Here is a 24,942-nt window from a genome sequence, read left to right as displayed (position 1 = left end):
TATTTTGTTTTAATCCGGTTAAATAATCTTATTCTGCTTTGCAGCTTACATCTTTTGCTTTTGCTGATGTTTTATAAACAGCCTCTTCGCCTTTCATATGAATAGATAACCCTTTGGCATCTTTATAAAGCTCTCCGCTTCCTGAAACTGATCTTTTCAGCTCATGTGTACCTTTTGAGTTAGTCAGGGAAACAGAATTTCCGTCAGCGGAATATTCTACCATTACAGTGTCTTTCCCGCATACAAAAGTTTTTTTGTTGCTGCCGGCTGTTGCCGTTTCAGTTGTTGTAGGTGTTTCATTAGCAGTATTTCCGTTATCCGATGCAGATGTATTTGAAGTTTCTGTATCTGTGGAAGTTACAGATATTGAACTTTCTTTACTTAAAGACGATACTTTATCACTTCCTCCCGAAGAACAGCTGACTACCATTGCTGCTCCGAATAAAGCTGCCATAATTTTTTTACTCATTTTCATAAATCAAAACCACCTTTTCTCATAAATTTTATAACAAATAATTTATACCTTTTTTTCCTTTTTTATGTTTTTGTATTTTCATATAGATTTTATAAATTTTTCTTATAAATGATTTAGTTTTGAAAAGTTTCTGCTTTTACTCTTAGAAATATTACTAAGTTTTGATTTTAAAAATTATCTTTAAATAGAATTTCACTGTGTCTTTTTTAACTTCCTGTATTTCTCTCTGCCTTCATTTATAGTAAATTCCCTCTTATATTTGACCCTGTTCACCTCATCTTTTATATAAAAAATATCTTCAAGGTCGATACCGTAGTCATTTGCTATTGCGGCAATATAATAAAAAATATCGAAAAGCTCTTCTTCTATAGTACCTTTTATATTTTTCCCGTCATATCTTATATTTTTCCTTACATTTTCCGCAAGTTCTCCAAATTCCTCAATTAATTTTAATATAAGTCTTTGACTGTTTTCTTTTTTTCTGTCAGGATTTTCTTCGTCTTTCTTTTCTTCCAAATTTCCCTGTTCTATATGTTTTATTAAATATTGAAATTCTTTTATTGTCATATCTCCGGTCTTATTTTTTTCAGACAATCTCAATCCTCCTTATAAAAAGCAGTTAGGGGGTTATTCAAATTAGGAATATTTTTCTGTTTGAAATAACCCCTCAATTTACCATTATTTAGTTGCTTTAATTTTTAAACTGCTAATAAATTACTTGTTCAGATAATTTCACAATTAGTATTGTGTCATTTTTAATATTTAAAAATCACATTTGATGAATCAGGTTTAGCAATTTCGTCTTTTTCTTTCAAATATTCAATAAACGCAGTTTCAACTCCTAAATGAGTATCAACTCCCGGTCTTTCCGAATTAACTTTTCCAAATGTAGTGTATCCGTCTTTTCCTTTTGCTACATAGGAATTTGTTCCTACTTCGTACATTTTTTTCATATCCATAGGTACCCATTTTTTTGCTTTTGCGTCAAACACTTCGATTTTTTTAACTCTTGTTCCGAGTTTTCCTGCCTTAGTTGCTTCAAATCTCACGCCTGCACCATAAGGGAATGCTCCTGACGAGCCTCCACTTAAAGCAAAGTCAAGTGCATCTTCTATAACCTGTTTTATTTCGGCTCCACTCATTTTCAGAATATAGATTGTATTTGAAGTAAACGGTAATAACGTATAAGCATTGTCATAAGAGAAATCACCCGGCTCCAAATTCATTCTTATTCCTCCTGAATTCAATATTACAAGGTCTATCTGTCCTGTTCCCATTTTTTTCAATTTTGCTAAAACAGTTTCAGACACAAGTCTTGTAGCTATGGAACCTTGAGGATTTTTATCATTAGGTATTCTGTTTGCGGAACCTCCCGGTATTTCATCTTTGATTTTACCTATCATTTTTTTACCTAATTCATTTTTTTCTGCTTTGTATCTTTCCAGCACCTTTTTGGAATTAGGCTCTTCTTTTACAAATTTAATATCTTTTCTGCTGTTTACATATTTGATGACATCCTGTTTTTCTTTTCCTTCAAGTTTGTATGTTTCACCTTTTTCATTTTTTCTTTCAAACAGGTCATCTCCTATTATTATTGTAGGATTAGGTATCAACTCCGTAATTACACCTTTATCGTCAAATTTTGCTTTTAAATTTCCCACAAGATAAGAGTAACTCCACGCTTCAGCCACATAAACAGGCTCTCCTGCAGGAGACATTATTTTCTTAGGATATTCGGCAATAGGCTTTAAACCGTACTCTTTAAAACTTTCTCCCAGAAGATAGTGAGTATCTCCTGTTATTATTACGTCAATTCCTGAAACTTTTTCAGCTATTTCGAGGTTTTTCTCATACCCTGCATGAGATATAAATATAATTTTATTAATTCCTTTTGCCTGTAATTCTTCAACTACTTTTTTTGCTGTTTCCACTTCATCAAGGAATTTAATGTCAGGACCCGGACTTGAAGACCTTACCGTTTTTCCTACTACATCAAGACCTACAAGGGCAACGTCCTGTCCTCCAATTTTTTTAATTATATAAGGTACCCATTTCCCTTCAAGTATACTTCCCTTGTCAGGAACTACGTTAGCAGAAACTACAGGTATTTTCAGTTCATCAAGGAAACTTTTCAATACTTTATTTCCGTCATCAAATTCATGGTTTCCTAAAGTAAATAAATCAAATTTTCCTGCATTCATTAATGCCGCATCGGCTTTTCCCTTGAACAGTGTGTAATACAGCGTTCCTGATAAAGCATCTCCTGCATGAAGTACAAGATTATTTTTCCCTGTTTTCATAAGCTCCTGTATTCTTTGATTGATTCTTGGAAATCCTCCGATATGGACTGTCGTTTTCTTACCGTCCAGAACTAAATCCATTTTCTCCTCTTCCAGATGAGAATGATGATCGTTCACGTGAATAATATTTATTTCCAGACCTTTCCCTTTTGAAGATGAAGCTTTTTTAGCAGGCTTTGCCATTGACGTTATACTCAAAGCCATAACTAATCCTAATACAAATAATTTTTTCATGTCTCCTCCTTAATTTTGCATTTAATGACTGTCATTTTGTCATTACTTATTATTATAAAGTATACCCTGATTTTTGAAAAAAGCCAGAAAAAATTTTTATATTAATTTTACATTGATTAATGACCGCAGCAGCAACCTTCATGTTTTTTATCTGAAATTGCTTCTACTCCTGGTAATGCTTTTCCTTCCAGATACTCAAGGGAAGCCCCTCCACCTGTGGAAATATGAGAGAATTTATCAGCATATCCCAGTTGGATTGCAGCAGCAGCTGAATCTCCTCCACCTATTATTGTCTTAGCATCATTCAGATTTGCTATTGCTTCACATACACCGATTGTTCCTTTAGCAAAATTAGGCATTTCAAATACTCCCATAGGTCCGTTCCATACTACAGTTTTTGCACCTTTTAATTTATCCTCAAATAATCTGATAGATTCAGCACCTATATCAAGACCCATCCAACCGTCTTCTATGTTATCTACTGAAACTGTCTTAAATTCAGTATCATTTTTAAATTCTTTCGCTACAACTGTATCTATAGGCAGCACAAGTTCCACACCTTTTTCTTTCGCTTTGTCAATTAACGATTTTGCAAGCTCCACTTTATCTTCCTCAAGTAATGAAGAACCTGTATTTTTCCCTAACGCTTTCAGGAAAGTAAACATCATTCCACCACCGATAATTACTTTATCAGCTTTATCCAATAAGTTTTCAATAACTCCGATTTTATCAGAAACTTTTGCTCCTCCCAGTATTGCAACAAAAGGTCTTGCAGGATTATCAACAGCCCCTCCGATAAATTCTATTTCTTTTTGCATTAAAAAGCCTGCCGCAGATTCAGCAATGTTTGAAGAAATTCCTACATTTGAAGCATGAGCTCTATGAGCAGTACCAAATGCATCATTCACAAACACACATCCTAATGATGCCCAGTATTTTCCTAATTCAGGGTCATTTTTAGATTCTTTCTTCCCGTCAAGGTCTTCGTATCTTGTATTTTCAAACATCAGAATTTCGCCGTCTTTTAATTCGTTGATTGCAGCTTCTAATTTTGGTCCTCTTGTTTCAGGAACAAATTTCACAGATTTCCCCAATAATTCTTCCAATCTTTTTGCAACAGGTGCCAGAGTAGTCTTTGCCTTATCTTCTTCAGTTTTTACTCTCCCCAGATGTGAAAATGCGATTACTTTTCCTCCATTGTCCAAAATGTAGTTTAATGTAGGTAAAGCCGCCTTAATTCTGTTGTCGTCAGTTATAACACCATCTTTTATAGGTACGTTAAAATCGACTCTCACTAATACTTTTTTCCCTTTTACATCCAAATCTTTTAATGTCTTTTTAGCCATTGCTTCCTCCTAAAATAAAATTATTTTTTTCTCTATTTATTGAATTATACCACTGTTCAACTGTATTTTCAAGAAATATTTATATAAATCAGCCATATTGACACAGCTTTTTACCGAACTATTTTTTACTTTAAAACTTTCATTATATATTTTTTTCTCAAATAAATCGAAATGCCCTCAAGTATTAATGCAACTCCGAATATTAAGTACACAAAAAAACCTATCTCCCTTGAATCGAAATACATTCTTCCTGCCATAAACATTTCATAACCTATCCCTCCTGCTCCTGCCGCTGCTCCTACTACTATTGCATTTGTAAAATTCATTTCCAGACGTACAAAAGTCCATGATAATATCGAAGTAATAGAAGTCGGTAAAACTCCCTGAAATACTGTCTGCCAGAAAGAAGCTCCTGTAGCCCTCAGAGCTTCGATTATCCCATTGTCCATTTCTTCAATGCTTTCCGAATAAGCTTTTATAAGATATGCCGTACTGTGAAAACAAATTCCTATAATTGCGGCTTCCACTCCTATCCCTGCCACTACCGAAAATACCATAACCCACAGTATAGTAGGGATAGACCTTATAAAAGAAATAGACATTTTAATAATCTTTGATATTTTTTCATTGGATAAATTTTTTGCTGCAAAAAAAGAAAAAAACAGAGCGACAAACGCTCCTATCAGGGTCGTAATAACAGCAAGGGAAAAGGTTATTCCCAAACTCTGGAGTATTTCAAAAAATTTATAATTTTCCGAAAGTCTCGGATGTAGAAACATCAGCTCCATGTTTTTCAGAAATTCTCCAAACGCTCTGTTCATATTTACTTTTCCTATATTTATAGTAGTCAGTTTGAATATACTTATAAAAACACATATTCCGAGTGTTCCCCATAAATACATCCCCGATTTTGTAATTTTTCTTATTCTAATTTTATTTCCTCTTGTCCTTTCGGCATATTTCAACTTTGTCATTTCATTCCCCTTTTACATCATTTCTTTTCTTATTTTATTTGATAGAAGTTCTATTCCTGTAACAATTATAATGATAACAAAGATAACTAATCCTGCTCCGTCATATCTGTTACTTTTGTAATACAGATCAAATACAAATCCTATCCCTGTACCTGTCAATACTCCTATCAATGTTGCTTCCCTAACCCCGTTTTCTATATAAAAAAGGAGCCATGAAATAAGCTGTGTAGCTATGCTCGGTATTATCCCCTGAAATACTGTCTGAAAATACGAAGCTCCCGTTGATTTTAAAGCTTCTGCAATATCTCCTGTAACTTCATCTATAGTTTCGGTAAATGCCCTCATCAAATATCCGAAAGTTACAAAAAACAGGGCGAGAAATCCTGTAAATTCACTTTGTTTAAATGAGAACAGCAATATTATAACCCAAGCTACCACAGGAATATTTCTGAAGAACAGTGCCGCTATTTTTGTAAAAATTTTCGTAATTTTATTCAGACCTACAGTTTCTGAGCCTATTACAGCCATAATCAGTGCGAAAAAACCTGAAACAGTTGTAGCAGTTATTGCCATTAATGATGTCTGAACAGCAGATTTTAATATTAAAGGCAAATATTTCAAAGAATTTTTTGTAGGAATAAAATTTTTAAATAGCCATATTATACCTTCAGGTATTGATAAAAAACTGACTTCCCCTTTAAAACCTAAAATTCCTGCAAAAACAGCATATAATAATATAAACAGTACTATAAATATTATTTTTGACTGAAGTCTCCTTTTAAAAATATCTTTTCCTATTTTATTTTCTATCATTGTTAAAATCCCTCATAATTGTTTATTAAAGTATTTCATAATCACCTGAGTAAACTTTTTCCATTATTTTATCAGTGAATATGTCTATTTTCCCGTCAAATACTTTTTTCCCCTGATTTAGACCTATTATTCTGTCGGAATATTTTTTGGCAATCTCTGTTTGATGAAGATTTACAATGGATGTTATATTCATTTCCTCAGTAATTTTTTTCAGATAATTCATTACCCTTTCCGAAGATTTCGGGTCAAGAGAAGCGACAGGCTCATCACAGAGAAGCAGCAGAGGTTTCTGCATTAATGCTCTCGCTATACCTACTCTCTGTTTCTGTCCCCCGCTTAATTCACTACATTTCTGATAGGCATACTTGCCCATATCTACTTTATCCAGTAGTTCAAAAGCCTCTTCTTTCTCTCTTTCAGTATAAATTCCTAAAATCCCTGTTATCACGGATTTATATCCGAGCCTTCCGTGCAGGACATTTTCTATAACTGTAAGTCTTTCCACTAAATTGTAGTTCTGAAATATCATTCCAATTTTTCTTCTTAATTTTTTTATTTCATTTCCTTTGAGTTTTTCAATTTGTATATTTTCAAATACTATGCTACCGTCTGTTACATCCACTAATCTGTTTAATGTTCTAAGTAATGTTGATTTCCCTGAACCTGACGGTCCCACAACAGATATAAATTCCCCTCTATCAGCTTCAAAAGAAACATCTGACAGTGCTTTTATCCCATTTGAATACTGTTTCGAAACATTATTTACTTTTAAAAGCATAAATTTCCTTTCGTATCCTCGATAATTTCTCCTGAAACATAAAAAATACTTTCTATTATTACTGATATTCTTACTGAATTTGTCTGTACCATTCGGTATTAGCTTCTACAAATCCTGTATTTTTATTTTCTTTCAGGAACAGTCCTCTTACTTTACTTGTTTTAGGACTGAAAATATATGGATTGTCGGTTACTTCTTTAGACAAAAGTCCTTTTATTATTTTTTTTCTGTCTTCTTCCGACAGTACTTTCACATTAAATACAATAGGCCCGTTAGGCACTGCTATCGATTTTATGACAGTAAAACTTTTACCTGCATAATCTCCAAAAGGTGAAACTGCTCCCTGTTTTACTTTATAAGTCGCTCCTACTTTGTTTTCCTCCCCTGAAACCAGCTCATAAATTGTAAATGCTTTCGGAATAGCAAATGTAGCCACATCAGCATCTCCTTTAAATAAAGTTATCTGTGTCCCGGGATGGGAACTTCCGAAAACTATTTTTGAGAATACTTTGCCTTCTTCCAGCACTTCATCCGTATCTTTTAATCCAAACTCTTTTACTATAGCTTTGGCAGGTATTACAAATCCTGATGTTGAATTATTTGTAACAAAAGCCATTGTTTTTCCTTTTATTTTTTTCAAATCATAGCCGTTTTCACTTTTATAATTCTCGGCATCTTCTCCTCTGACCGCTATAAAACTGTAATATAAGGCGTCTTTTATAGTTCCGCTTTCTCCTGCGTTTGTCAGTACAGCCTGAACATCTTTATTTCTGTCATTTGCATTCAGATATGTTTCTGCTCCTATATATGCTATCTGTGCTTTTCCCGAAATTATAGTTTCTATCGCAATGTTATAGTCTGTAGTCGTTACTATCTGGACTTTTTTCCCGGTAGCCTTTTCTATGGCTTTGGCAAATTCCTCACGGGATTTTTTCAGTGAATCATTGGACTCATTAGGCAAAAACACCACTTTTATGGTATCGTATTCGGCAACTCCGTCCTTACTCATTTTTCCGCAACTTAATGCTATTGTTAATATTAAAGTTATTACAAATATTTTCAATATATTTTTTTTCATTTGTCTTTCTCCTTTATTCATAAATATTTTTTTATTCATTAATTTGTAAATTACCATTATTAGTATATCAATTTCTAAAATTTTTTTCTACACTTTTAATTTAAATTTTATTTTCACGTTTTATATTATATTCTATATTTTTATACATTCTTTTTTATATTATTATTTTTCTTGAACTTGTTAAAAGCTATTATTCCCGTTAATATTACAGTTCCTCCTATAACTGTTGACAATGTGAGTTTTTCATTCAGAAAGACTATCCCTGTTAAAGTTGATATAAAAGGTCCCAAAAACATAAAATTTGCTATTTCTCCTGTACTGTTTCCCATAACAAGAGCTTTTCCCCAACAAATATAGGCTATCACACTCGCTAAAAACGACAAGAAAAATATTATAATAAACTGATTTATATTCATTTTAGGAATTTCCAGCAGGGAAGCAGGCGAATAAATAGCCAGCAGAATTGCTCCTGTAAGCATACAATATATGGAAGAAGATGTTCCCGAATACTTGTCTGAAAATTTTCTTTGCATTATATTGTATACTGCTAACAGAAAGGCGGCAAGTAACATCCAGAAAATCCCTTCATTAAAAGAAAAAACCCCTTCCCATAATGTGAGTATGATTATTCCCAAAAAGGAAATAAAAATCGAAATCCAGCAGTAAAGATTTATCTTTTCTTTTAAAAAAAGGACGGATAATATTGATGTAAAAATAGGAGCACATGCTAAAAGTATGCTCGAAGTTGCAGAAGTCAGACAGCTTACTCCTTTATTAAAAGTTATCATATGAAAAGCAAAGCCTGTAAATCCTGCTAAAAAAAATATCGGGATATCCTTTAATGCAGGAAATTTTATCTTCTTTACAACCATAAATATTATCAACATAAAGAAAGTAAATGTATACCTTAAAACTGCCAGAGTTGTGGAATCATAGTATTTCGTTCCCAGTTTTGTAAATATTATCGATACTGCCCATAAAAATACGGCAGTAAAAGCCAGTAGCTGCGAAATTATATTCTCATCAAACCTAAGATTAATCTTTTTCAATCTCAATCCCTTCTTCCTTAACTCCTTTTTTTAAATCTAACCTATTATATCAATTTTGAGTAGAATTTTCTATAAAAATTATTTAGTATCCCGAATTTTCGATTTATAAATTCTAAAACCCTTTACAGCAAATACTCTATAATTTGATATAACTGCATATTGACATTATTTCCTGTTTTCTGATATTATACTATTAATCTTTAAATAAAAGAAAGGAACAGAAAATCTATGGATATAAAAAATGAATTTAACAGTATAATGAAAGAACAGGAACAAATCGCTCTGGCAACTTCAGTGAATAATATTCCTAATGTAAGAATTACAAATTTCTTTTATTGTGAAGAAACAAAAACTTTATTTTTAGGCTCCCGTAAGGATAGTCAAAAAATTTTAGAATTTTCATCAAACAGTAATATTGCTTTTACAACTATTCCAAAAACTGAAAGCAAATATGTCAGAGGAAAGGGGCAAATTAGAAAAAGCAATAAAACTGTATATGATGTAAAAGAAGCATTTATAGCTAAAAATCCTAAAATGGAATTTATTATCGATAATTTTGGCGATGCTTTGGATTTATTTGAAATTCCTCTTTCAGAAGTAACTGTTACTCTTGAAAATCAAGAAATTCACATATTTACTTTATAAAAGGAGGGATTAGCAACTATGGATAACCATAACCGTTGCGGCTGGGCAAAAGGAGAAAAGGACATTCTCTATCATGATACGGAATGGGGAGTACCGTCCTATAATGACGGATACATTTTTGAAATGCTCATACTCGAGGGATTTCAAGCCGGACTTAGCTGGAATACAATTTTACAGAAAAGAGAAAATTTCAGAAAAGCTTTTGATAATTTTGATTATAAAAAAATTGCAAAATATGACGAAAAAAAACTGAATGAACTTATGCAAAATGAAGGGATTATAAGAAATAAGCTGAAAATAAATTCTACTGTAACAAATGCTGTATCATTTATGAAAATACAGAAAGAATTCGGTTCCTTTTCAGATTATATCTGGGGATTTACTGACAAAAAAAGAATTATAAACAAATGGAAAGACTTATCGGAAGTTCCTGCCACTACCGAATTATCCGACAAAATAAGTAAAGACCTCAAAAAAAGAGGATTTAAATTTATAGGTTCTACAATTATTTACTCTTTTTTGCAGGCAATAGGCATCATTGATGACCATTTGGCAAGCTGTCCTTATAAAACAAAAGAATAACAAATATAAAAAAGCAATATTGATTTCTTTAAAATTCATATATTGCTTTTTTTAATTTTATTATTTATTCTTCTTATTTTCGTTTTGGTGGAAATGACGGGAGTCGAACCCGTGTCCAAAATACAAAGTTCTTACTATCATCTACAAGTTTAGTCTATTTATCGCTTTAACCGAAAAGATATTAAACAGACAAAAGTCTAACGGCGAGATTATATAATGTCCTCAAATGATATAATCATACATCCGAGTGAGCCATTAAAATGACGTTATCTAAAAGAAAAATGGCGATTTCTTAAAGTAACGAGCTGCGACTTAGGCAGCTAATGCGTAATTATCGTTTCCGATTATATTTAAGTTGGATTTTAAAGCTCCCGCTTACTTGCCGATAACAAGCTTTATATCCTGTCGAAACCAAAACATTCCCGTAATTAATTACTAATGATTAAGATATGGAAACTTTATATCAAATAATTATAACATAAATGATTTGAAAAATCTATATTAAACAACAAATATAGTTTTAAATTCTATACTTATCTTCTTATTAATACAATATCTTAATCACTATAATAAAACTATTATTTTCATTTCATTATTCCTGATTTTATCTCCCAAAACTTTTCTGAATTTTCTTCATATCTTTTTCCTGATCTTTCCTTTTCAGCGTTTCCCTTTTATCATGAAGTTTTTTCCCTTTAGCAAGGCCTATCTCCATTTTTACCAGTCTTTTATATGTATATACCGATAACGGAACTATCGTGTATCCTTGCTCTTTTATCTTAGCCGACCATTTTTCTATCTCTTTTCTGTTCAAAAGCAGTTTCCTTACTCTTGCTTCAGGTTTATTATGTATATTTCCGAATTCATAAGGAGTAATATGCATATTCATTATAAAAACTTCATTTTTTATTATCCTTATAAAACTTTCTTTTATACTTGTCTTTCCTGCTTTTACTGACTTCACTTCTGTCCCTACGAGTTCTATTCCCGCTTCAAGCTTATCTTCTATAAAATAGTCGTGAAAAGCCTTTTTATTCCTTGCTAATACCATTTTCCCCTATCCCTCCTTTTCTTCAAGTTCTATTTCATGAATATTTTGAATGTTTTCCACATATGGAATTACTTCTATTTCCATTTTTTGATAGGAAGCTCCTGTAACTATGACTTTCATGGTGTTTCCCATTGTATAGGATATATTATTTTTCTTATCCGTAATTTTAAAATTTTCTTCGTCATATACAAAATTATCTCTTGAAGTAAGGACATTATAAACGACCTCAATATGATTTTCGAGTTCCATAAAGACTTTATTTTTATTCATACCGCTAAGCCTCGCAATATATATATTTCCTATTTTATCCTGCATATATTCTATCAGTTTTATTTTCACGCTGTCTTCTTCAAGTTTGTCGGCAACTCTCTCAGTTTTTGAAATAATCGAGGCCACAGTATCAAGATTTTCAAAATATGACTGTTTTTCCTTTTCTTTCATAAACTTTGTTATGGATTTATCCAGCATTCTGTGTACTACAAGGTCGGAATATCTTCTTATCGGCGAAGTAAAGTGCAAATAATATTTTGAAGCAAGTCCAAAATGCCCAAGATTTTTATTCGCATATCTTGCTCTCTGCATTGCCCTTAGAATAAGCTTATGAATCAAATAGCCTTCAGGAAGCCCTGTTGTCCTGTCTATAATCGTCTGAAATTTTCCCGGATGCATTTCTTCAAGGTTTTTCAAATGATAGCCAAATTTTACAAGCGTTTCGTTTAATGCCGCTATTTTAGCCTTATCAGGATCCTCATGAACCCTGTATATAGCCGGTATTTCTTCCCAGAAAAGTTTTTCAGCAACAACTTCATTGGCTGCTACCATAAAATCTTCTATTATCCTTTCAGCTTCACCTCTCGAACGAAGCTCTATATCTTTTACGAGTTTATTTTCATCAAGGATTACTTTTATTTCGGGCAACTCAAAATCAATGCTTCCTCTCCGTTTTTTTATATGTCTCAAAAATTTTGAAAGGGAAAGCATATTTTTCAGCATTTCATATATTCCTGAATATTCCTTTATAAGTTTTTCATCACCTTCAAGGATTTTATTTACACCCGAATAAGTCATTCTATATTTCGATTTTATTACCGATTTATAAAAATCATTTTTTACAACTTTACCGTTACTGTCAAACTCAATTTCTACAGTGAATGTAAGCTTATTCTCATCAGGATTTAACGAACACAGATTATTTGACAGTTTTCTCGGCAGCATAGGTATCACTCTGTCTACAAGATATATGGAATTTCCCCTCTTTAATGCTTCCCTGTCGAGTTCACTTCCGCTCTTTACATAATAGGAAACATCTGCGATACTTACAAAAAGCCTATATCCCGTGTCCGTCTTTTCCACATAGACCGCATCGTCCAAATCTTTAGCATCCGACCCGTCAATAGTAATAATATCAAGATGTCTTAAATCTCTTCTTTTCTCAATCTCTTCCGAAAAATCGTCATTTATTTTATCCGTTTCTTTAATTACTTCATTGGGAAATTTCTCCTGTATTCCATTGTTTATGAGGAGAGCTGATATTAGAGCTTCCGTATCTTGAGGATCCCCTAAAATACTCACTACTTCTCCTTCAGGTTTTTTCTCATCATTTCCCCAGAAATATATCTTTACTGCGACTAAATCCCCTGTTTTGCCTCCTTTTATTTTCTTTTTCGGGATATAAATATCCTTCACTGAATTTTTTGGTCTTACAAAACCGAAGCTTAGATTATGTTCAAATACTCCTACAATGACATCTCTTGCCCGTCTTACTATTTTATAAACTTCCCCTTCACGACTTTTATTCGAATTCGTATTATTTTTAAGAATTCTCACTAAAACCGTATCTCCGTTCATTGCTGTATTTAAATAGTGGCCGGAAATAAAAATGCTGCTTTCTCCGACCACATCTAAAAACCCGAAATTCCCGCCTGAAATGGATATTTCTCCTCTAATCAGTCCGGCATTTTCAGGAAGAGTATATTTACCGTTTCTTTTTAAATAAATTTCTCCTTCATCTTCCCATGAAGAAAGTATCTGTTTATATAATTTTCTTTTTTTTGGAGACCATTCGAGCATTTGAATTATTTCCTGAAATGTCAGCTCATGGTCTTTTAGTATTTTTTTTAAATAATTTAGTTCTTTCATCTAACCCTCCTTAACTTTATTTTACTATTTTTTGTAAATTAAAGAGTTTCTGAATAAAATAATATTGGGATGTATGAGATTTTCCATTGATAACAGATATTCCAGCTTCATCTTTATCTCATATACGAGAGCCTTATCCAAATCAACTTTGGCAAGCTCTCTGACTTTTTCTACACCGTCCCATGTTCTTCCTGCTTCAATAGCATCCGCTAAATAAATTATTTTTGAAAGAGTGCTCATATTTCTGCTTCCGATTGTATGATATTTTACTGCATTTAAAATTTCCTCATTGTCGATTCCGAATAAGTCATAATTATTTCTTATAAATTCCGCCCCTGCAAATCCGTGCAATATCGCTGTAGTCTTTGACATCTCGTCTTCAATTTCAGGATATTTCCCTTTAGTCAGTTCTATCATAACAGGAAGTTCAAAAAATTTGGCTACATCGTGAAGATATGCCGCTGCAACGGCTTCCTCCACTGAAACGTTATAAATTTCAGCGAGCTCTTTTGCTGCGACGGCAACTCTTTCCACATGATTATATCTTTTTTCGTCGAGATATTTTTTTACATTTGTTTTAATTTTATCAATATTTATTTCCATAATAAAACTACCCCTGATTTTATCTTCTATACTCAATCATTCTTTATTGTACTGCATTTTCTCCGTCTATCTGTATGGAAACAGCCTGTACATTAGGAAAATTTTTCATTATTGTATCCGTTACTGCCTGTGAAAATCCGTCAAATAGTGTCTTATCAGCTTTCAACCCTTCAAACTGTGCATTCAGCTTGATAATAGTCGTATTTTTATCATCAACATTTAAAGTATAGGCACTTTGAAATTTCATTTCTTTTGTTATATAAGGTGATTCTTTTATAATTTCATTTATAAAATCTCCTTCAATTACATTCAGTTGTTTAGGAATAGAAACTTCTTTCGTTTCAACAGCTTTCGTTCCCGAATTATACACAAAAATCTGTATTTTCTGAGTCTGTTCTCCACTCGATACCGACTTTTCAGCAAGCTTAGGATCCACAGTAACATTTATAGTTTTTGAATTGTTTTTATCATAATAATTAGCAGTTATTGCTCCTGCCGAAAGTAAAATCAGGACAATTATTAAAGCATTTTTTTTTAAAAATCTCTTGATTTTTTCGTTGTTATTATTTCTGTCCGTATCATTAGTTACCGTTTTATTAGTTACTGTATCTTTCCCCATAATTGACACCTCTTTTTAAATTTTTGATATCCAGCATTAATTAAAGTGTTTTCTTATAGCATTGGCTATCCCTGAAGCAAGTCTATCTTTTCCTGATTCGCTCAAATACTGTTCTATATCGCCGTAATTAGTTATAAATCCTACTTCAACAAGTATCGCAGGTGCATTTGTTCCACGCAGTACGGCAAAATTGGCTCCAAAAACTCCTCTACGTCTTAATCCAAAGTTGGAAACTATACTATCCAAAACATCTGTGGCAACAGAGGCACTCTTCTGCTGATTTATTCTATAAAAAATGTCATTTATTATAAAATCTGAAAGCGGTACGTCGTTGTAATTTCCGTCTACGCTGTTTTCAAATTTTGCAACTTCTGCGGCATAGGCAGATTCTTTCTTGGAATAGTAGAAAGTTTCCGCTCCGTTAGCCGAAGCTCCTCCCGAATTCAGGTGAATGCTTACAAAAAAATCCGCATTAGCGTCATTTGCTATTTTCGCTCTTGTAGATAACGGTATAAATACATCCGTACTTCTCGTCATTATAACATTATAATCTTTTCTTAAATTATTAGCTAATTTTGTTGCTATTGCCAATGCCAAATCTTTTTCCCTGTATCCGTTTCCTGACGCTCCGTTATCTTTTCCTCCATGTCCCGGGTCAACAACAATAGTATATTTTTTCTTTTTACCTGACGAAGTATTTTTTGGAGGTTGAGTAACCGTGCTGTTACCTTTCTGTCCGCTTTGTCCGCTAAATGTTACCTGAATCTCGCCATTCCTGCTTATTATTTTATATTGAGTTCCTGCTTTCAGATAAAATGAAATAGTGGAAATACCTGCTACTTCAGTAATACTTACTGTATCCAAATACTGGTCATTTACTTTCAAAGTACTCGGTATGTTTTTTTTCACTGTTACATTCTGAAAATCCAGCGATAATACTGACTGTCCCTGATTATAAGTGGCTCTCACTCCTATTCCTTTTTTCTCCTTAAATGTTGCAGTATAAACTCCATTTCTGTAAGTTACTTTTTCCAAAGTTTCCGAGAATACAACTGTACTCATCAAAAGTAACATCAGTATAAAAATCCTTTTCATTTTTCCTCCTGTATTTTTTATCATTTGCCGAAGATAATTACACGATTTTAAAAGGTAGGCAAGTAATATTTTAAATACTGCTATTCAGCCATTTACTCCGTAAGTTCGGTAAAATTGTTTAAAAACGTTATTTTGAAACACTTGAAACGGCATTTTTCATTATAGTCATTTTTACATTTTTATCAATTTTAATTTCCACAGTATCAGTCAACACAGCCGCCACAGTCCCTGTTATACCTCCGATTGTAACTATCTTATCTCCTACTTTCAGAGCTTCCAGCATAGCTTTCTGCTGCTGTTTTTTCTTTCTGTTGGACAGATAAGTCGGTCCAAGAAATACTGCTATTATAACGATATATATTACAATCCATTGAAAAATTTCCATTTTTTTCTCCTTCTAAAAATAATATTCCTGTTTTGTATTATAACACAGTTTTATTTATAGTTCAATCATATACAAACCAAACCCTTAATAGAAACTGTTTTTTCTTTTGTTCAATTTTTTTCTATTAAAAACTTTTCTTCAAAATTTTCAATTTTTTCTCAAAATAAATTTTTTTATTTCTGTAGCTTAGTAACATCACATAAATTTCCACACCTTTTCTTTTCGCATTATAAAAAGCTTCCGCAAACTCCATATCCATTTCGTGTCTTGGTCTGAAACTCTCGGCTTTTCTAAATACAAGAATTATAACCGCCGCTCTGAGTCCCTCCTTTTTCAGCTTTATAAGCTCATTTAGATGTTTTACCGCCCGTACGGACGGTGCTCCCGGAAAAGTGGCAATATTATTTTCTATCAGTGTACAGCCTTTTATTTCCAGATATATTTTATCTTTTTCAGTTTCCAGATAAAAATCTATACGGCTTTTATCATATTTGGCTTCGGGCTTTATATTCAGAGTTTTTCCAAAAGGGGACAATTTTTCATTTTTTAGTATGGATTCTGCAATATATCTATGATAAGCGGAATTTAAAAGAATTATCTCCTCTCCCGCTTTTACTGCAACAACATCCCATTTTGTTTTTCTGTCCTTATTTTCAGCTTTTTTTATAAACAGCTCATTTCCTTTCACAAGAAGCTCTTTCAATCTCCCTGAATTATGCAAATGAGCTGTATTTTCAGTTTCCCTATCATTTTTTTCATCATCATCTTCATAAAAATTTTTCTTATCCTTATAGGAAGAATTATTTTTAAAATCAAAAGTTACCGTAAACCTTTTTATTCTTTCCTTAAAAATTACGATTTTATCGTAGTCTATCGTATAAATACTTTCTTTATTACAATTCTTATCATTACTTCCTTTTATCATTTTTTTCTCCGATATTTTTTCTGTTTTTCATTTGTTTTTTTCTTTTTTATTTTTTCTTATTTTTCTTATTTTTCTTCTTTTCTTTATTTTTTATCAAGATTTTTTTATACTTAATTATCTCATATTTATTCATTCGTGTTTATTTACTCACATTTATTTTTGATATTTAATTTTATCATGTTCATTCGCCTTATATTTATTTATATTATATATATATCACATAACCTGTTTATTACACAATCATTATATGCCATACTTATATCTTTATCAAGTATTTTTTACATTTTAAACACGAATGAAATACAAACAAAAAAATACATTTATAAAATTTATTGAAATTTTACTATAAAAAACATAAAACATCAGGTAGAAAAAATAATATGTTCAAATTTTTGGCTATTTTATTATTTTTTCTTTATAAGTAACCGTTTTATATTTTTTACTAAGCAAAATTTTATTAAATAAATGTATTTTAATATATTTTACTATTAACAGACTGATTTTAATGCATTGCATTATTTATTATATTCTTTTGAAAACTGCTGTTTTCTTCAGAAAAGTAATTCTTAAATTCTGATTTTTTAATAATTCTCTGATTGCTGCTTCCTCTAAATTCAAGGTCAGGAGCATATAACTGCTTTATAAAAGGCCCGTCAACCAATACGTCAATATACTCAAGGCATTTTTTTCTGTCTTTATCAAGTTTTATACTCTCAAGGGTATATCCTGTATAGAGCCATATATTTTTCCCTGTTCTTTCTTTTAAAAATCTCAACACTTTGAGCATATCCACAGGATTATACAGAGGGTCTCCGCCACTGACAGTAATTCCGTCCAGAATAGAATTTTCATTTATTTCTTTTGCAATTTCTTCAAGCATTTCATAAGTTACAAGCTCTCCATTATTCGGATTCCAAGACTTTTCGTTATGACAGCCGGGACATTTATGGATACAGCCTGAAAAATAGAGGGAATATCTGAAACCTACTCCGTCCACTATTGTTTCTTTAAAAGTTTTTAAAATTCTTAAACTGAAATCATTTTTTATACCCATAAAAATCACTTTCCTTTTACTTTTTCCCAATATTTTTATCTCAATCCATGTTTTACTCTATCTTTTTCTTCAGCCTTTTTTGCACTGTTCCAGCAATCCAGATCTCCCGTAAGATACCCTGTAATTCTTCTTATTTTGGAAATATCATGACTTCCGCAAACAGGACATTCATCGTATATTATAGTCTCCGTTCCGCATGTTCTGCATCTATCTACAGGATGATTTATGGAGCCGTATCCGATTTCACTATCTTTCATTGTTTTTACTATTTTCAGTATTACTCCCAAATTCTTTCTTGCTTCTCCGTCCAGTTCCACATATGTAATGTGTCCTCCGCTCGTCAGCTTATGAAAAGGTGCCTCTTTCTTAATTTTTTCAAATATGCCCACCTTATTTCTCACATCAATATGAAAAGAATTTACATAATAATCCCTGTCCGTTACATTTTCGATTTCTCCAAATTCTTTTTTATCAATTTTCAGGAATCTTCCCGTCAGACTTTCCGCCGGAGTTGCCAAAATAGAATAATTCAGTTTATATGTTTTTCTCAACTCTTCGGCTATTTCATTCATCATTTCCACTGTATCATAAAGAGTGTTGTAAGCTAAACTGCTGCTGCCATGTTCTGTCTCAAAAAGAGCATACATCGCATTGGCACCGCCTACAAATCCTATACTTAATGAACCTGTATTCAGAATATCGTATAATTCTTCATTCGGGTCAGCTTTTGCCATTCCTTTCCATAAATTATTAGCCCTCATAAAAGGAAACTGTTTTGCCAGTGCCGTCTGCTGGAATTTATATCTTTCAAGCAGTTGTTCCGCCACAAAATAAGTCATTTCCTTTACTTTTGTCTGAAATTCTCCTGCAAGCAGCTTATTCTTCTTATCCTGTTTTTCCTGTTCATTACTGAAAACCATTGTATTTATCATATTTTCAACTTTTTTTCTCGTCTGAACGGCTATTCTCGGAAAATTTATACTTGTAAATGACAAATTTCCTCGTCCCAAACTGCTTTTTTCTCCATTCAGATTTTCAAATACTCTTGTTCTGCAACCCATTGTAGCTACTTCATATCTATATTTGAGAGGGTCATTTATATCCCATAACTTATGACTGTTGAAAGAAGTATCTAAAAACAGAAAATTCGGGAACAATCTTCTGCTCGTAGTTCTGCACGCCAGTAATAAAAGATCGAAATTTGGTGTCTGAAATTTTATTTTTCCGTCCAACATATCATCGATTTTTTCAATATTTTCCATTGCAAAATTATAATCTTCTTCCGAATAGCTAAGCCCTTCTTTTACTTTAAAAATCTGTATTGGAAATATAGGAGTTTCTCTTTTCCCGAGACCGTCCTCAGTCGCTTTTAAAAGCTCTCTTATTACCATTCTTCCTTCTTCGGAATAATCGGTTCCATAGTTGATTGATGAAAATACGACCTGATTTCCTCCGCGGGAATGCATAGTATTCAGATTATGCAGAAATCCCTCCATTGCCTGATAAGTCTCAAGTCTTGTGTCATCATAGGCGATTTCCAGTAATCTTTTAATCTGTGATTTTTCAATATTCAGATGTTCGGATATTTTTTGTGCAGCATTGTCATCAGGCAATATTGTATGAATATTTTCATTTATAAAAGATTTTACTTTTTTATTTGTTTCATCAACATAATCAAGGGAGAGAAAGCTCAAAATTCTATATCTGAAATGTCTTCGGAACGATTTCAACACTCCTTTTGCCATATAAAAATCAAATGCAGGTATAGCCTGTCCTCCATGCTGCTCGTTCTGATTTGTCTGAAAAATGATTGTGGCTAAAGTTGCATAAGTACTTATACTCTTAGCTTCCCTGATATATCCATGCTTTGTCTGAAAACCGTGTTCAAACATATCGGCCAGATCATACTGAAGACATGTAGTAGTCTTGCTCGGATAATAGTCAAGGTCATGAATATGTATTTCCCCTTTCCGATGTGCCTCAGAAAATTTGGGTGAAATCAGATTTTCCAAAGCATACATTTTGGAAACCTCACTTGCAAATCTCATCATCTGCCCTGCCGGTGTCATGGAAGACATATTTGCATTTTCATTATTTATATCATTTTTTTCGACAGTTATTATTCCGTCAATTATATTTTTCAATGGTTCGGATATTTGCATTATGATTTCCTCCTGATATTTTCTTAACTTGACGATGATTTATTAGTCATAATTTTTTCTTCAGTTTCTTTTCTTCTGTTCTTTGATTTTTTATTTTTTGTAACACATCATATACTATATGTTGTTTATTTTTTAAAATATAACACAATATTTCGTGTTTTTCAAGCTGATTTTTTTAAAAATAAGGCTATTTTAATCTATAAAACTCTATATACCAAGATTTTATCTGAAATAAAAATTATTTCTAACAAAAAATAAAGATTAAAAAATAATAGTCTGTTTACTAATATTTAATAATCTTTAATTTTATATTTTATAGAGTTATTCTGAAAAGATGAGATAATTCATAATGATCACGACATAAGTCATCAATAGTTTTATCTTTACTGTTATATACTTTTTCCAGTCCTGCTATTACAAATTTGGACTGCGGTTTCTGCATAAAAGTATAAATAAAAATGGGAAGAAGAAACATTAAAATAGCTGATAATATTATAATAAGTAATATTTCTAATTTTTTTCTCATTATTTGCTCCTGTTTTATTGATATTATCTATCAATAATCTTTTAAAAGGCAACTTTCTACTAAATATTCATGTTTTCTTTCAAGATACAATTCAAAATAGCCTCGGGAAGTTATCGGTTCTTTATCATCATTTTGATATTTTGCATATATAATTATATTTTCATTTTCATTAGTTACTCCACCAATTTTAGAAAAATAATCATTAAATGACTTATTGTCTTTGTATTTTGCATATAATGCAGGAACAGGTGGAGGTCCAAAATCATCTACTTCATTTTCAACTTCAAATTCATCATAACTGAAAATATCATTTTGAAAATAAGGTCTCATCATTTTATTTAAATCTTCTCTTTCTTTATCAGTATCGGATTCATAATATTTTCCATTTTTATAATAAATTCTTTCTTCCTTATCAACTTTTCCATTAATATAACTTATAAATATTCCTGTCCAAAAGTTAGAATACATTTTATTTAAAGTTATACTTTTATAGTATCTGTTATTATCTTTGTAATAAGAGTAAGATAACTCATAATGATCACGACATAAGTCATCAATAGTTTTATCTTTGTTATTATATACTTTTTCCAGTCCTGCTATTACAAATTTGGACTGTGGTTTATACATAAAAGAATAGATAAAAATTGGAAGAAGAAACATTAAAATAGCTGATAATATTATAATAAGTAATATTTCTAATTTTTTTCTCATTATTTGCTCCTGTTTTATTGATATTATCTATCAATAATCTTTTAAAAGGCAACTTTCTACTAAATATTCATGTTTTCTTTCAAGATACAATTCAAAATAGCCTCGGGAAGTTATCGGTTCTTTATCATCATTTTGATATTTTGCATATATAATTATATTTTCATTTTCATTAGTTACTCCACCAATTTTAGAAAAATAATCATTAAATGACTTATTGTCTTTGTATTTTGCATATAATGCAGGAACAGGTGGAGGTCCAAAATCATCTACTTCATTTTCAACTTCAAATTCATCATAACTGAAAATATCATTTTGAAAATAAGGTCTCATCATTTTGTTTAAATCTTCTCTTTCTTTATCAGTATCGGATTCATAATATTTTCCGTCTTTATAATAAATCATTTCCTTTTTATAATTATCATTAATATCACTTATAAATATTCCTGTCCAAAAGTTAGAAGACATTTTATTTAATACTATTTTTCTATAATATTCAATATTATTTTCCTTATAATAATAAGATAATTCATAATAATCACGACATAAATCATCAATAGTTTTATCTTTACTGTTATATACTTTTTCCAGTCCTGCTATTACAAATTTGGACTGCGGTTTCTGCATAAAAGTATAAATAAAAATGGGAAGAAGAAACATTAAAATAGCTGATAATATTATAATAAGTAATATTTCTAATTTTTTTCTCATTATTTGCTCCTTTTTAATTCTTTATATAAAATATTGAATTAACGGGAACGACCGGGGTTAGTTTTATGTTCTTCCGATTTATCAAAAATATCCAAAATTTTTTGTTTTACTTCATCACTATTTTCTCCCCAAAATAAATCCATAATAATTTTCTCCGACTTTCCTTTATCTTCTCTTGACATATCAGCCATTCCGGCGGAATTATAATGCTTTTCATCAAAAATCTTTATATTATTCAAAAATTTATCAATATTTTTTTTAATAAGCGAAAAATCAGGAAACTTCAATTTAAATGAATTTGCAAGTGCTTCCATAAAATTTTGTTTTTCCTCCTCATATTGATATTTAATAAAATTTCCAAATTTTAAAAACTTAGCAGCCTGTTCGGTATTTAATAATAAATGTGCATGGGCACGTATTTCCTGACAAAAATTATATTTATTTTCTCCTGAACCTGACCATATATCCGCGACCTGATCCAATGTCTGGTCTCCCTCTTTCAAATATTTTAATATAGCTTCTCCTACTTTTTGAGAATTATTGAAAACAGAATAATATTTTGTCAGCTTTTTCATTTCATTTTTAGTCATATAATGACTTTTTTCATCACTTCTAAAATGAACATGTGTAAAAACAGCTTTGTCCATTGGTTTATTTTTGATTATGTAGTCAAAAACGGATTTTCCTTCTTGACTTATAAATTCTCCAAAAGGTACAGCAACAGCTTTTTTATCTTTCCTTACAATAAATAATCTATATTGTCCGTCAATTTCTGCTAAAACAAATTTTCCTTTTACTTTATCATCAGGGTTTTTATAAACTATTGGTTCTTTTATTTCATAATAAAGCTGTCCATTTTTAGAAACCCGTTTTATAGTTTCATCTTCCATACCGATTGTTATCACTTTTTCATATATTGATTGGATATCCGTCGAATTTACAGCTCGGTTATTTGGATTATTAATTAATGTGTTGCTTTCTAAATCATAAAGTTCTGCCATAATTATATCATCTCCCTTTCTATTTTATATTAAACTTTTTTGTTTCTAAGATTTTTTTATCTTACTTTCTTAAATTTACCTCCTTTCTTAAAAATATAAATAAAATATTTTGAAATATCCTATTTTTAAAGTATTTTATCAGAAAATATATATAGAATATCAAAATATATTTTTTGAAAACAAGTATTTGGATTATATTTCTTAGAAAAATTTATTTATTATACTTTATCAAGTGAATAATATAATAAATTAATAAAAATATTTATCTATCATTATCTATGTATGTTAGTTCTATGTTAGTTTTTTGATTTATTATTTTTGCAAAATACTGAATGTTATTTTTTTCAATATAACACAATATTTTATATATTTCAAGTTCAATTTTTTGAAAATAAGGATATTTCAATATATGAAATTTTATCTATCAGGATTTTATCTAAAATAAAATCATTTTCAACAAAAATAAACATTAAAAAACAATAGTTTATTTGCCAATATTTAACAGTTTTTTATTTTATGTTTTTTCTAATCTTATATTTTATAGGGCTATTCTAAAAATTGGGAATACAACTGCTGTATGAATTGCAGAATTTATTAATTTCTGCTATAATTTACAGAACTCTGATAAAACAAAATAAAATCGGATTTACAGCTAAAATTTATAATCCAAATTTTTAAAGACAACAGAGTTACTGAAAAAATAATATAAAAAAATAATAATAAACAGAAAACAGGAGAAAATATGAGCAAAAAAATAACTTATGATTATTGTAATAAATTAGTGAAAGAATTTGAAAAAGTCATAAAAAACCCTATAAAGGAAAAAACTTCAGCTTACTATACGGGAGTAGACTTGGGAACATCATGTATCGTCCTTGCTGTACTTGATGAAAACAAAAAACCCGTGGCAGGAGCTTATAGATATGCCAATGTTGTAAAAGACGGAATGGTTGTCGATTATATAGGAGCTGTAAGAATTGTCAGGGAACTGAAAGAAGAAATAGAAGAAAAATTGGGAGTTACTCTAATTTATGCAGCCGCAGCAATACCTCCCAGAACTGAAAAAATTGACGGGGGAGCTGTAAAAAATGTTGTAGAAGCTGCAGGCTTTGAGCTGACGAACCTTTCAGATGAGTCTACTGCCGCCAATGAAGCATTGCAAATTCAGAATGGAGTTATCGTCGACGTAGGGGGAGGAACTACAGGAATTTCAGTATTTAAGGATGGCAAAGTAGTATATATTGCCGATGAAGCTACAGGAGGAACACACTTTTCCCTTGTAATAGCAGGAGCATACCGTATGTCTTTTGAAGAAGCGGAGCTTTTTAAAAGGAATAAAAAAAATTATGACGAAGTCTTTGGACTTTTAGTTCCTGTAATTGAAAAAGTGGCTTCGATAGTTCAAAAGCATATAAAAGATTATAAAGTAGATGAAATCTGCCTTGTAGGGGGAACAACATGTCTCGACGGGATAGAAAAAATTATAGAAAATAAAACGGGGATAAAGACTACAAAACCTAAAAATCCTATGTTTGTAACACCGTTAGGAATTGCATTAAGCTGTAAACAGGGGTAATATTTGATAGATATAATAGATAGATTGACAGTATAATCTGTCATTTTTTTATTTGAAATAAAAACTGATATATAATATAATCAGGTAAACAGAGAAGAAAGACAGAGAAAAAA

Annotated in this window: 25 protein-coding genes and 1 other RNA gene; 3 read left to right on the top strand and 23 right to left on the bottom strand. The window is 31.1% G+C overall.

The window, feature by feature from the left end; translation table 11 throughout:
* Positions 1-28 precede the first annotated feature (28 nt).
* The 9 genes from ACO5J6_RS04715 to ACO5J6_RS04675 all read right to left on the bottom strand — a co-directional run bounded on the left by ACO5J6_RS04715 (position 29) and on the right by ACO5J6_RS04675 (position 9,047).
* The gene (locus ACO5J6_RS04715) at positions 29-475 is read right to left on the bottom strand and encodes an MliC family protein (RefSeq protein WP_485642408.1); all 447 of its coding nucleotides are present in this window, start codon (positions 473-475) and stop codon (positions 29-31) included.
* Positions 476-667: 192 nt separating this feature from the next.
* Positions 668-1,069, bottom strand: coding sequence for a MazG nucleotide pyrophosphohydrolase domain-containing protein (locus ACO5J6_RS04710; RefSeq protein ID WP_485642407.1), 402 nt, complete (start codon positions 1,067-1,069; stop codon positions 668-670).
* Between the two features lie 161 nt (positions 1,070-1,230).
* A complete protein-coding gene (gene nadN, locus ACO5J6_RS04705; protein WP_485642406.1) occupies positions 1,231-3,009 on the bottom strand; it encodes an NAD nucleotidase in 1,779 nt (592 codons plus the stop codon).
* Between the two features lie 116 nt (positions 3,010-3,125).
* On the bottom strand, positions 3,126-4,355 hold the full coding sequence (locus tag ACO5J6_RS04700; protein ID WP_485642405.1) for a phosphoglycerate kinase: 1,230 nt from the start codon (positions 4,353-4,355) through the stop codon (positions 3,126-3,128).
* A gap of 125 nt (positions 4,356-4,480) precedes the next feature.
* A complete protein-coding gene (locus ACO5J6_RS04695) occupies positions 4,481-5,329 on the bottom strand; it encodes a PhnE/PtxC family ABC transporter permease (RefSeq protein ID WP_485642404.1) in 849 nt (282 codons plus the stop codon).
* Positions 5,330-5,341: 12 nt separating this feature from the next.
* Entirely contained in the window at positions 5,342-6,142 is an 801-nt protein-coding gene (locus ACO5J6_RS04690) for an ABC transporter permease subunit (protein ID WP_485642402.1), read from the bottom strand.
* A 25-nt stretch (positions 6,143-6,167) separates the two neighbouring features.
* Positions 6,168-6,920: a phosphonate ABC transporter ATP-binding protein gene (phnC, locus tag ACO5J6_RS04685; protein WP_485642400.1), complete on the bottom strand. Its 753-nt coding sequence runs from the start codon at positions 6,918-6,920 to the stop codon at positions 6,168-6,170.
* A gap of 70 nt (positions 6,921-6,990) precedes the next feature.
* Positions 6,991-7,998, bottom strand: a complete 1,008-nt coding sequence (locus tag ACO5J6_RS04680) for a phosphate/phosphite/phosphonate ABC transporter substrate-binding protein (protein WP_485642398.1) — start codon at positions 7,996-7,998, stop codon at positions 6,991-6,993.
* Positions 7,999-8,138: 140 nt separating this feature from the next.
* Positions 8,139-9,047, bottom strand: a complete 909-nt coding sequence (locus tag ACO5J6_RS04675; protein ID WP_485642396.1) for a DMT family transporter — start codon at positions 9,045-9,047, stop codon at positions 8,139-8,141.
* 228 nt (positions 9,048-9,275) lie between these two features.
* On the opposite strand from ACO5J6_RS04675, the gene ACO5J6_RS04670 reads away from it, so the two are divergent.
* Positions 9,276-9,692, top strand: coding sequence for a pyridoxamine 5'-phosphate oxidase family protein (locus ACO5J6_RS04670; protein ID WP_485642394.1), 417 nt, complete (start codon positions 9,276-9,278; stop codon positions 9,690-9,692).
* Positions 9,693-9,710: 18 nt separating this feature from the next.
* The gene (locus tag ACO5J6_RS04665; protein WP_485642392.1) at positions 9,711-10,274 is read left to right on the top strand and encodes a DNA-3-methyladenine glycosylase I; all 564 of its coding nucleotides are present in this window, start codon (positions 9,711-9,713) and stop codon (positions 10,272-10,274) included.
* Between the two features lie 85 nt (positions 10,275-10,359).
* Here the strand turns inward: ACO5J6_RS04665 and ssrA are convergent.
* The 14 genes from ssrA to ACO5J6_RS04595 form a co-directional block, all read right to left on the bottom strand.
* Positions 10,360-10,698: a transfer-messenger RNA gene (gene ssrA / locus ACO5J6_RS04660) on the bottom strand.
* Between the two features lie 180 nt (positions 10,699-10,878).
* The gene (gene smpB, locus ACO5J6_RS04655; RefSeq protein ID WP_485642390.1) at positions 10,879-11,325 is read right to left on the bottom strand and encodes an SsrA-binding protein SmpB; all 447 of its coding nucleotides are present in this window, start codon (positions 11,323-11,325) and stop codon (positions 10,879-10,881) included.
* A gap of 6 nt (positions 11,326-11,331) precedes the next feature.
* Positions 11,332-13,464, bottom strand: a complete 2,133-nt coding sequence (gene rnr, locus ACO5J6_RS04650; protein WP_485642388.1) for a ribonuclease R — start codon at positions 13,462-13,464, stop codon at positions 11,332-11,334.
* A 24-nt stretch (positions 13,465-13,488) separates the two neighbouring features.
* A complete protein-coding gene (yqeK, locus tag ACO5J6_RS04645; protein ID WP_485642386.1) occupies positions 13,489-14,067 on the bottom strand; it encodes a bis(5'-nucleosyl)-tetraphosphatase (symmetrical) YqeK in 579 nt (192 codons plus the stop codon).
* A 43-nt stretch (positions 14,068-14,110) separates the two neighbouring features.
* Positions 14,111-14,686, bottom strand: coding sequence for a chemotaxis protein (locus ACO5J6_RS04640; RefSeq protein WP_485642385.1), 576 nt, complete (start codon positions 14,684-14,686; stop codon positions 14,111-14,113).
* A gap of 36 nt (positions 14,687-14,722) precedes the next feature.
* Positions 14,723-15,781 carry an N-acetylmuramoyl-L-alanine amidase family protein gene (locus ACO5J6_RS04635; RefSeq protein WP_485642384.1) on the bottom strand — a complete coding sequence of 353 codons (1,059 nt, stop codon included), beginning with the start codon at positions 15,779-15,781 and terminating at the stop codon, positions 14,723-14,725.
* 127 nt (positions 15,782-15,908) lie between these two features.
* Entirely contained in the window at positions 15,909-16,166 is a 258-nt protein-coding gene (gene yajC, locus ACO5J6_RS04630) for a preprotein translocase subunit YajC (protein WP_485642383.1), read from the bottom strand.
* Positions 16,167-16,290: 124 nt separating this feature from the next.
* Entirely contained in the window at positions 16,291-17,091 is an 801-nt protein-coding gene (sfsA, locus tag ACO5J6_RS04625; RefSeq protein ID WP_485642382.1) for a DNA/RNA nuclease SfsA, read from the bottom strand.
* Positions 17,092-17,593: 502 nt separating this feature from the next.
* Positions 17,594-18,145, bottom strand: a complete 552-nt coding sequence (gene nrdG / locus ACO5J6_RS04620) for an anaerobic ribonucleoside-triphosphate reductase activating protein (RefSeq protein ID WP_485642381.1) — start codon at positions 18,143-18,145, stop codon at positions 17,594-17,596.
* A gap of 35 nt (positions 18,146-18,180) precedes the next feature.
* Positions 18,181-20,307 carry an anaerobic ribonucleoside triphosphate reductase gene (locus tag ACO5J6_RS04615; protein ID WP_485642380.1) on the bottom strand — a complete coding sequence of 709 codons (2,127 nt, stop codon included), beginning with the start codon at positions 20,305-20,307 and terminating at the stop codon, positions 18,181-18,183.
* 313 nt (positions 20,308-20,620) lie between these two features.
* A complete protein-coding gene (locus ACO5J6_RS04610; RefSeq protein WP_485642379.1) occupies positions 20,621-20,833 on the bottom strand; it encodes a hypothetical protein in 213 nt (70 codons plus the stop codon).
* A 30-nt stretch (positions 20,834-20,863) separates the two neighbouring features.
* Positions 20,864-21,544, bottom strand: coding sequence for a hypothetical protein (locus tag ACO5J6_RS04605; RefSeq protein ID WP_485642378.1), 681 nt, complete (start codon positions 21,542-21,544; stop codon positions 20,864-20,866).
* A gap of 30 nt (positions 21,545-21,574) precedes the next feature.
* On the bottom strand, positions 21,575-22,252 hold the full coding sequence (locus ACO5J6_RS04600; protein ID WP_485642377.1) for a hypothetical protein: 678 nt from the start codon (positions 22,250-22,252) through the stop codon (positions 21,575-21,577).
* A gap of 38 nt (positions 22,253-22,290) precedes the next feature.
* Positions 22,291-23,253, bottom strand: coding sequence for a hypothetical protein (locus tag ACO5J6_RS04595; RefSeq protein ID WP_485642376.1), 963 nt, complete (start codon positions 23,251-23,253; stop codon positions 22,291-22,293).
* 742 nt (positions 23,254-23,995) lie between these two features.
* On the opposite strand from ACO5J6_RS04595, the gene eutJ reads away from it, so the two are divergent.
* A complete protein-coding gene (eutJ, locus tag ACO5J6_RS04590) occupies positions 23,996-24,829 on the top strand; it encodes an ethanolamine utilization protein EutJ (protein ID WP_485642375.1) in 834 nt (277 codons plus the stop codon).
* Positions 24,830-24,942: the final 113 nt, after the last annotated feature.

Source organism: Pseudoleptotrichia sp. (genome assembly GCF_057270515.1).
This window is presented reverse-complemented; position numbering and strand designations above follow the sequence as displayed.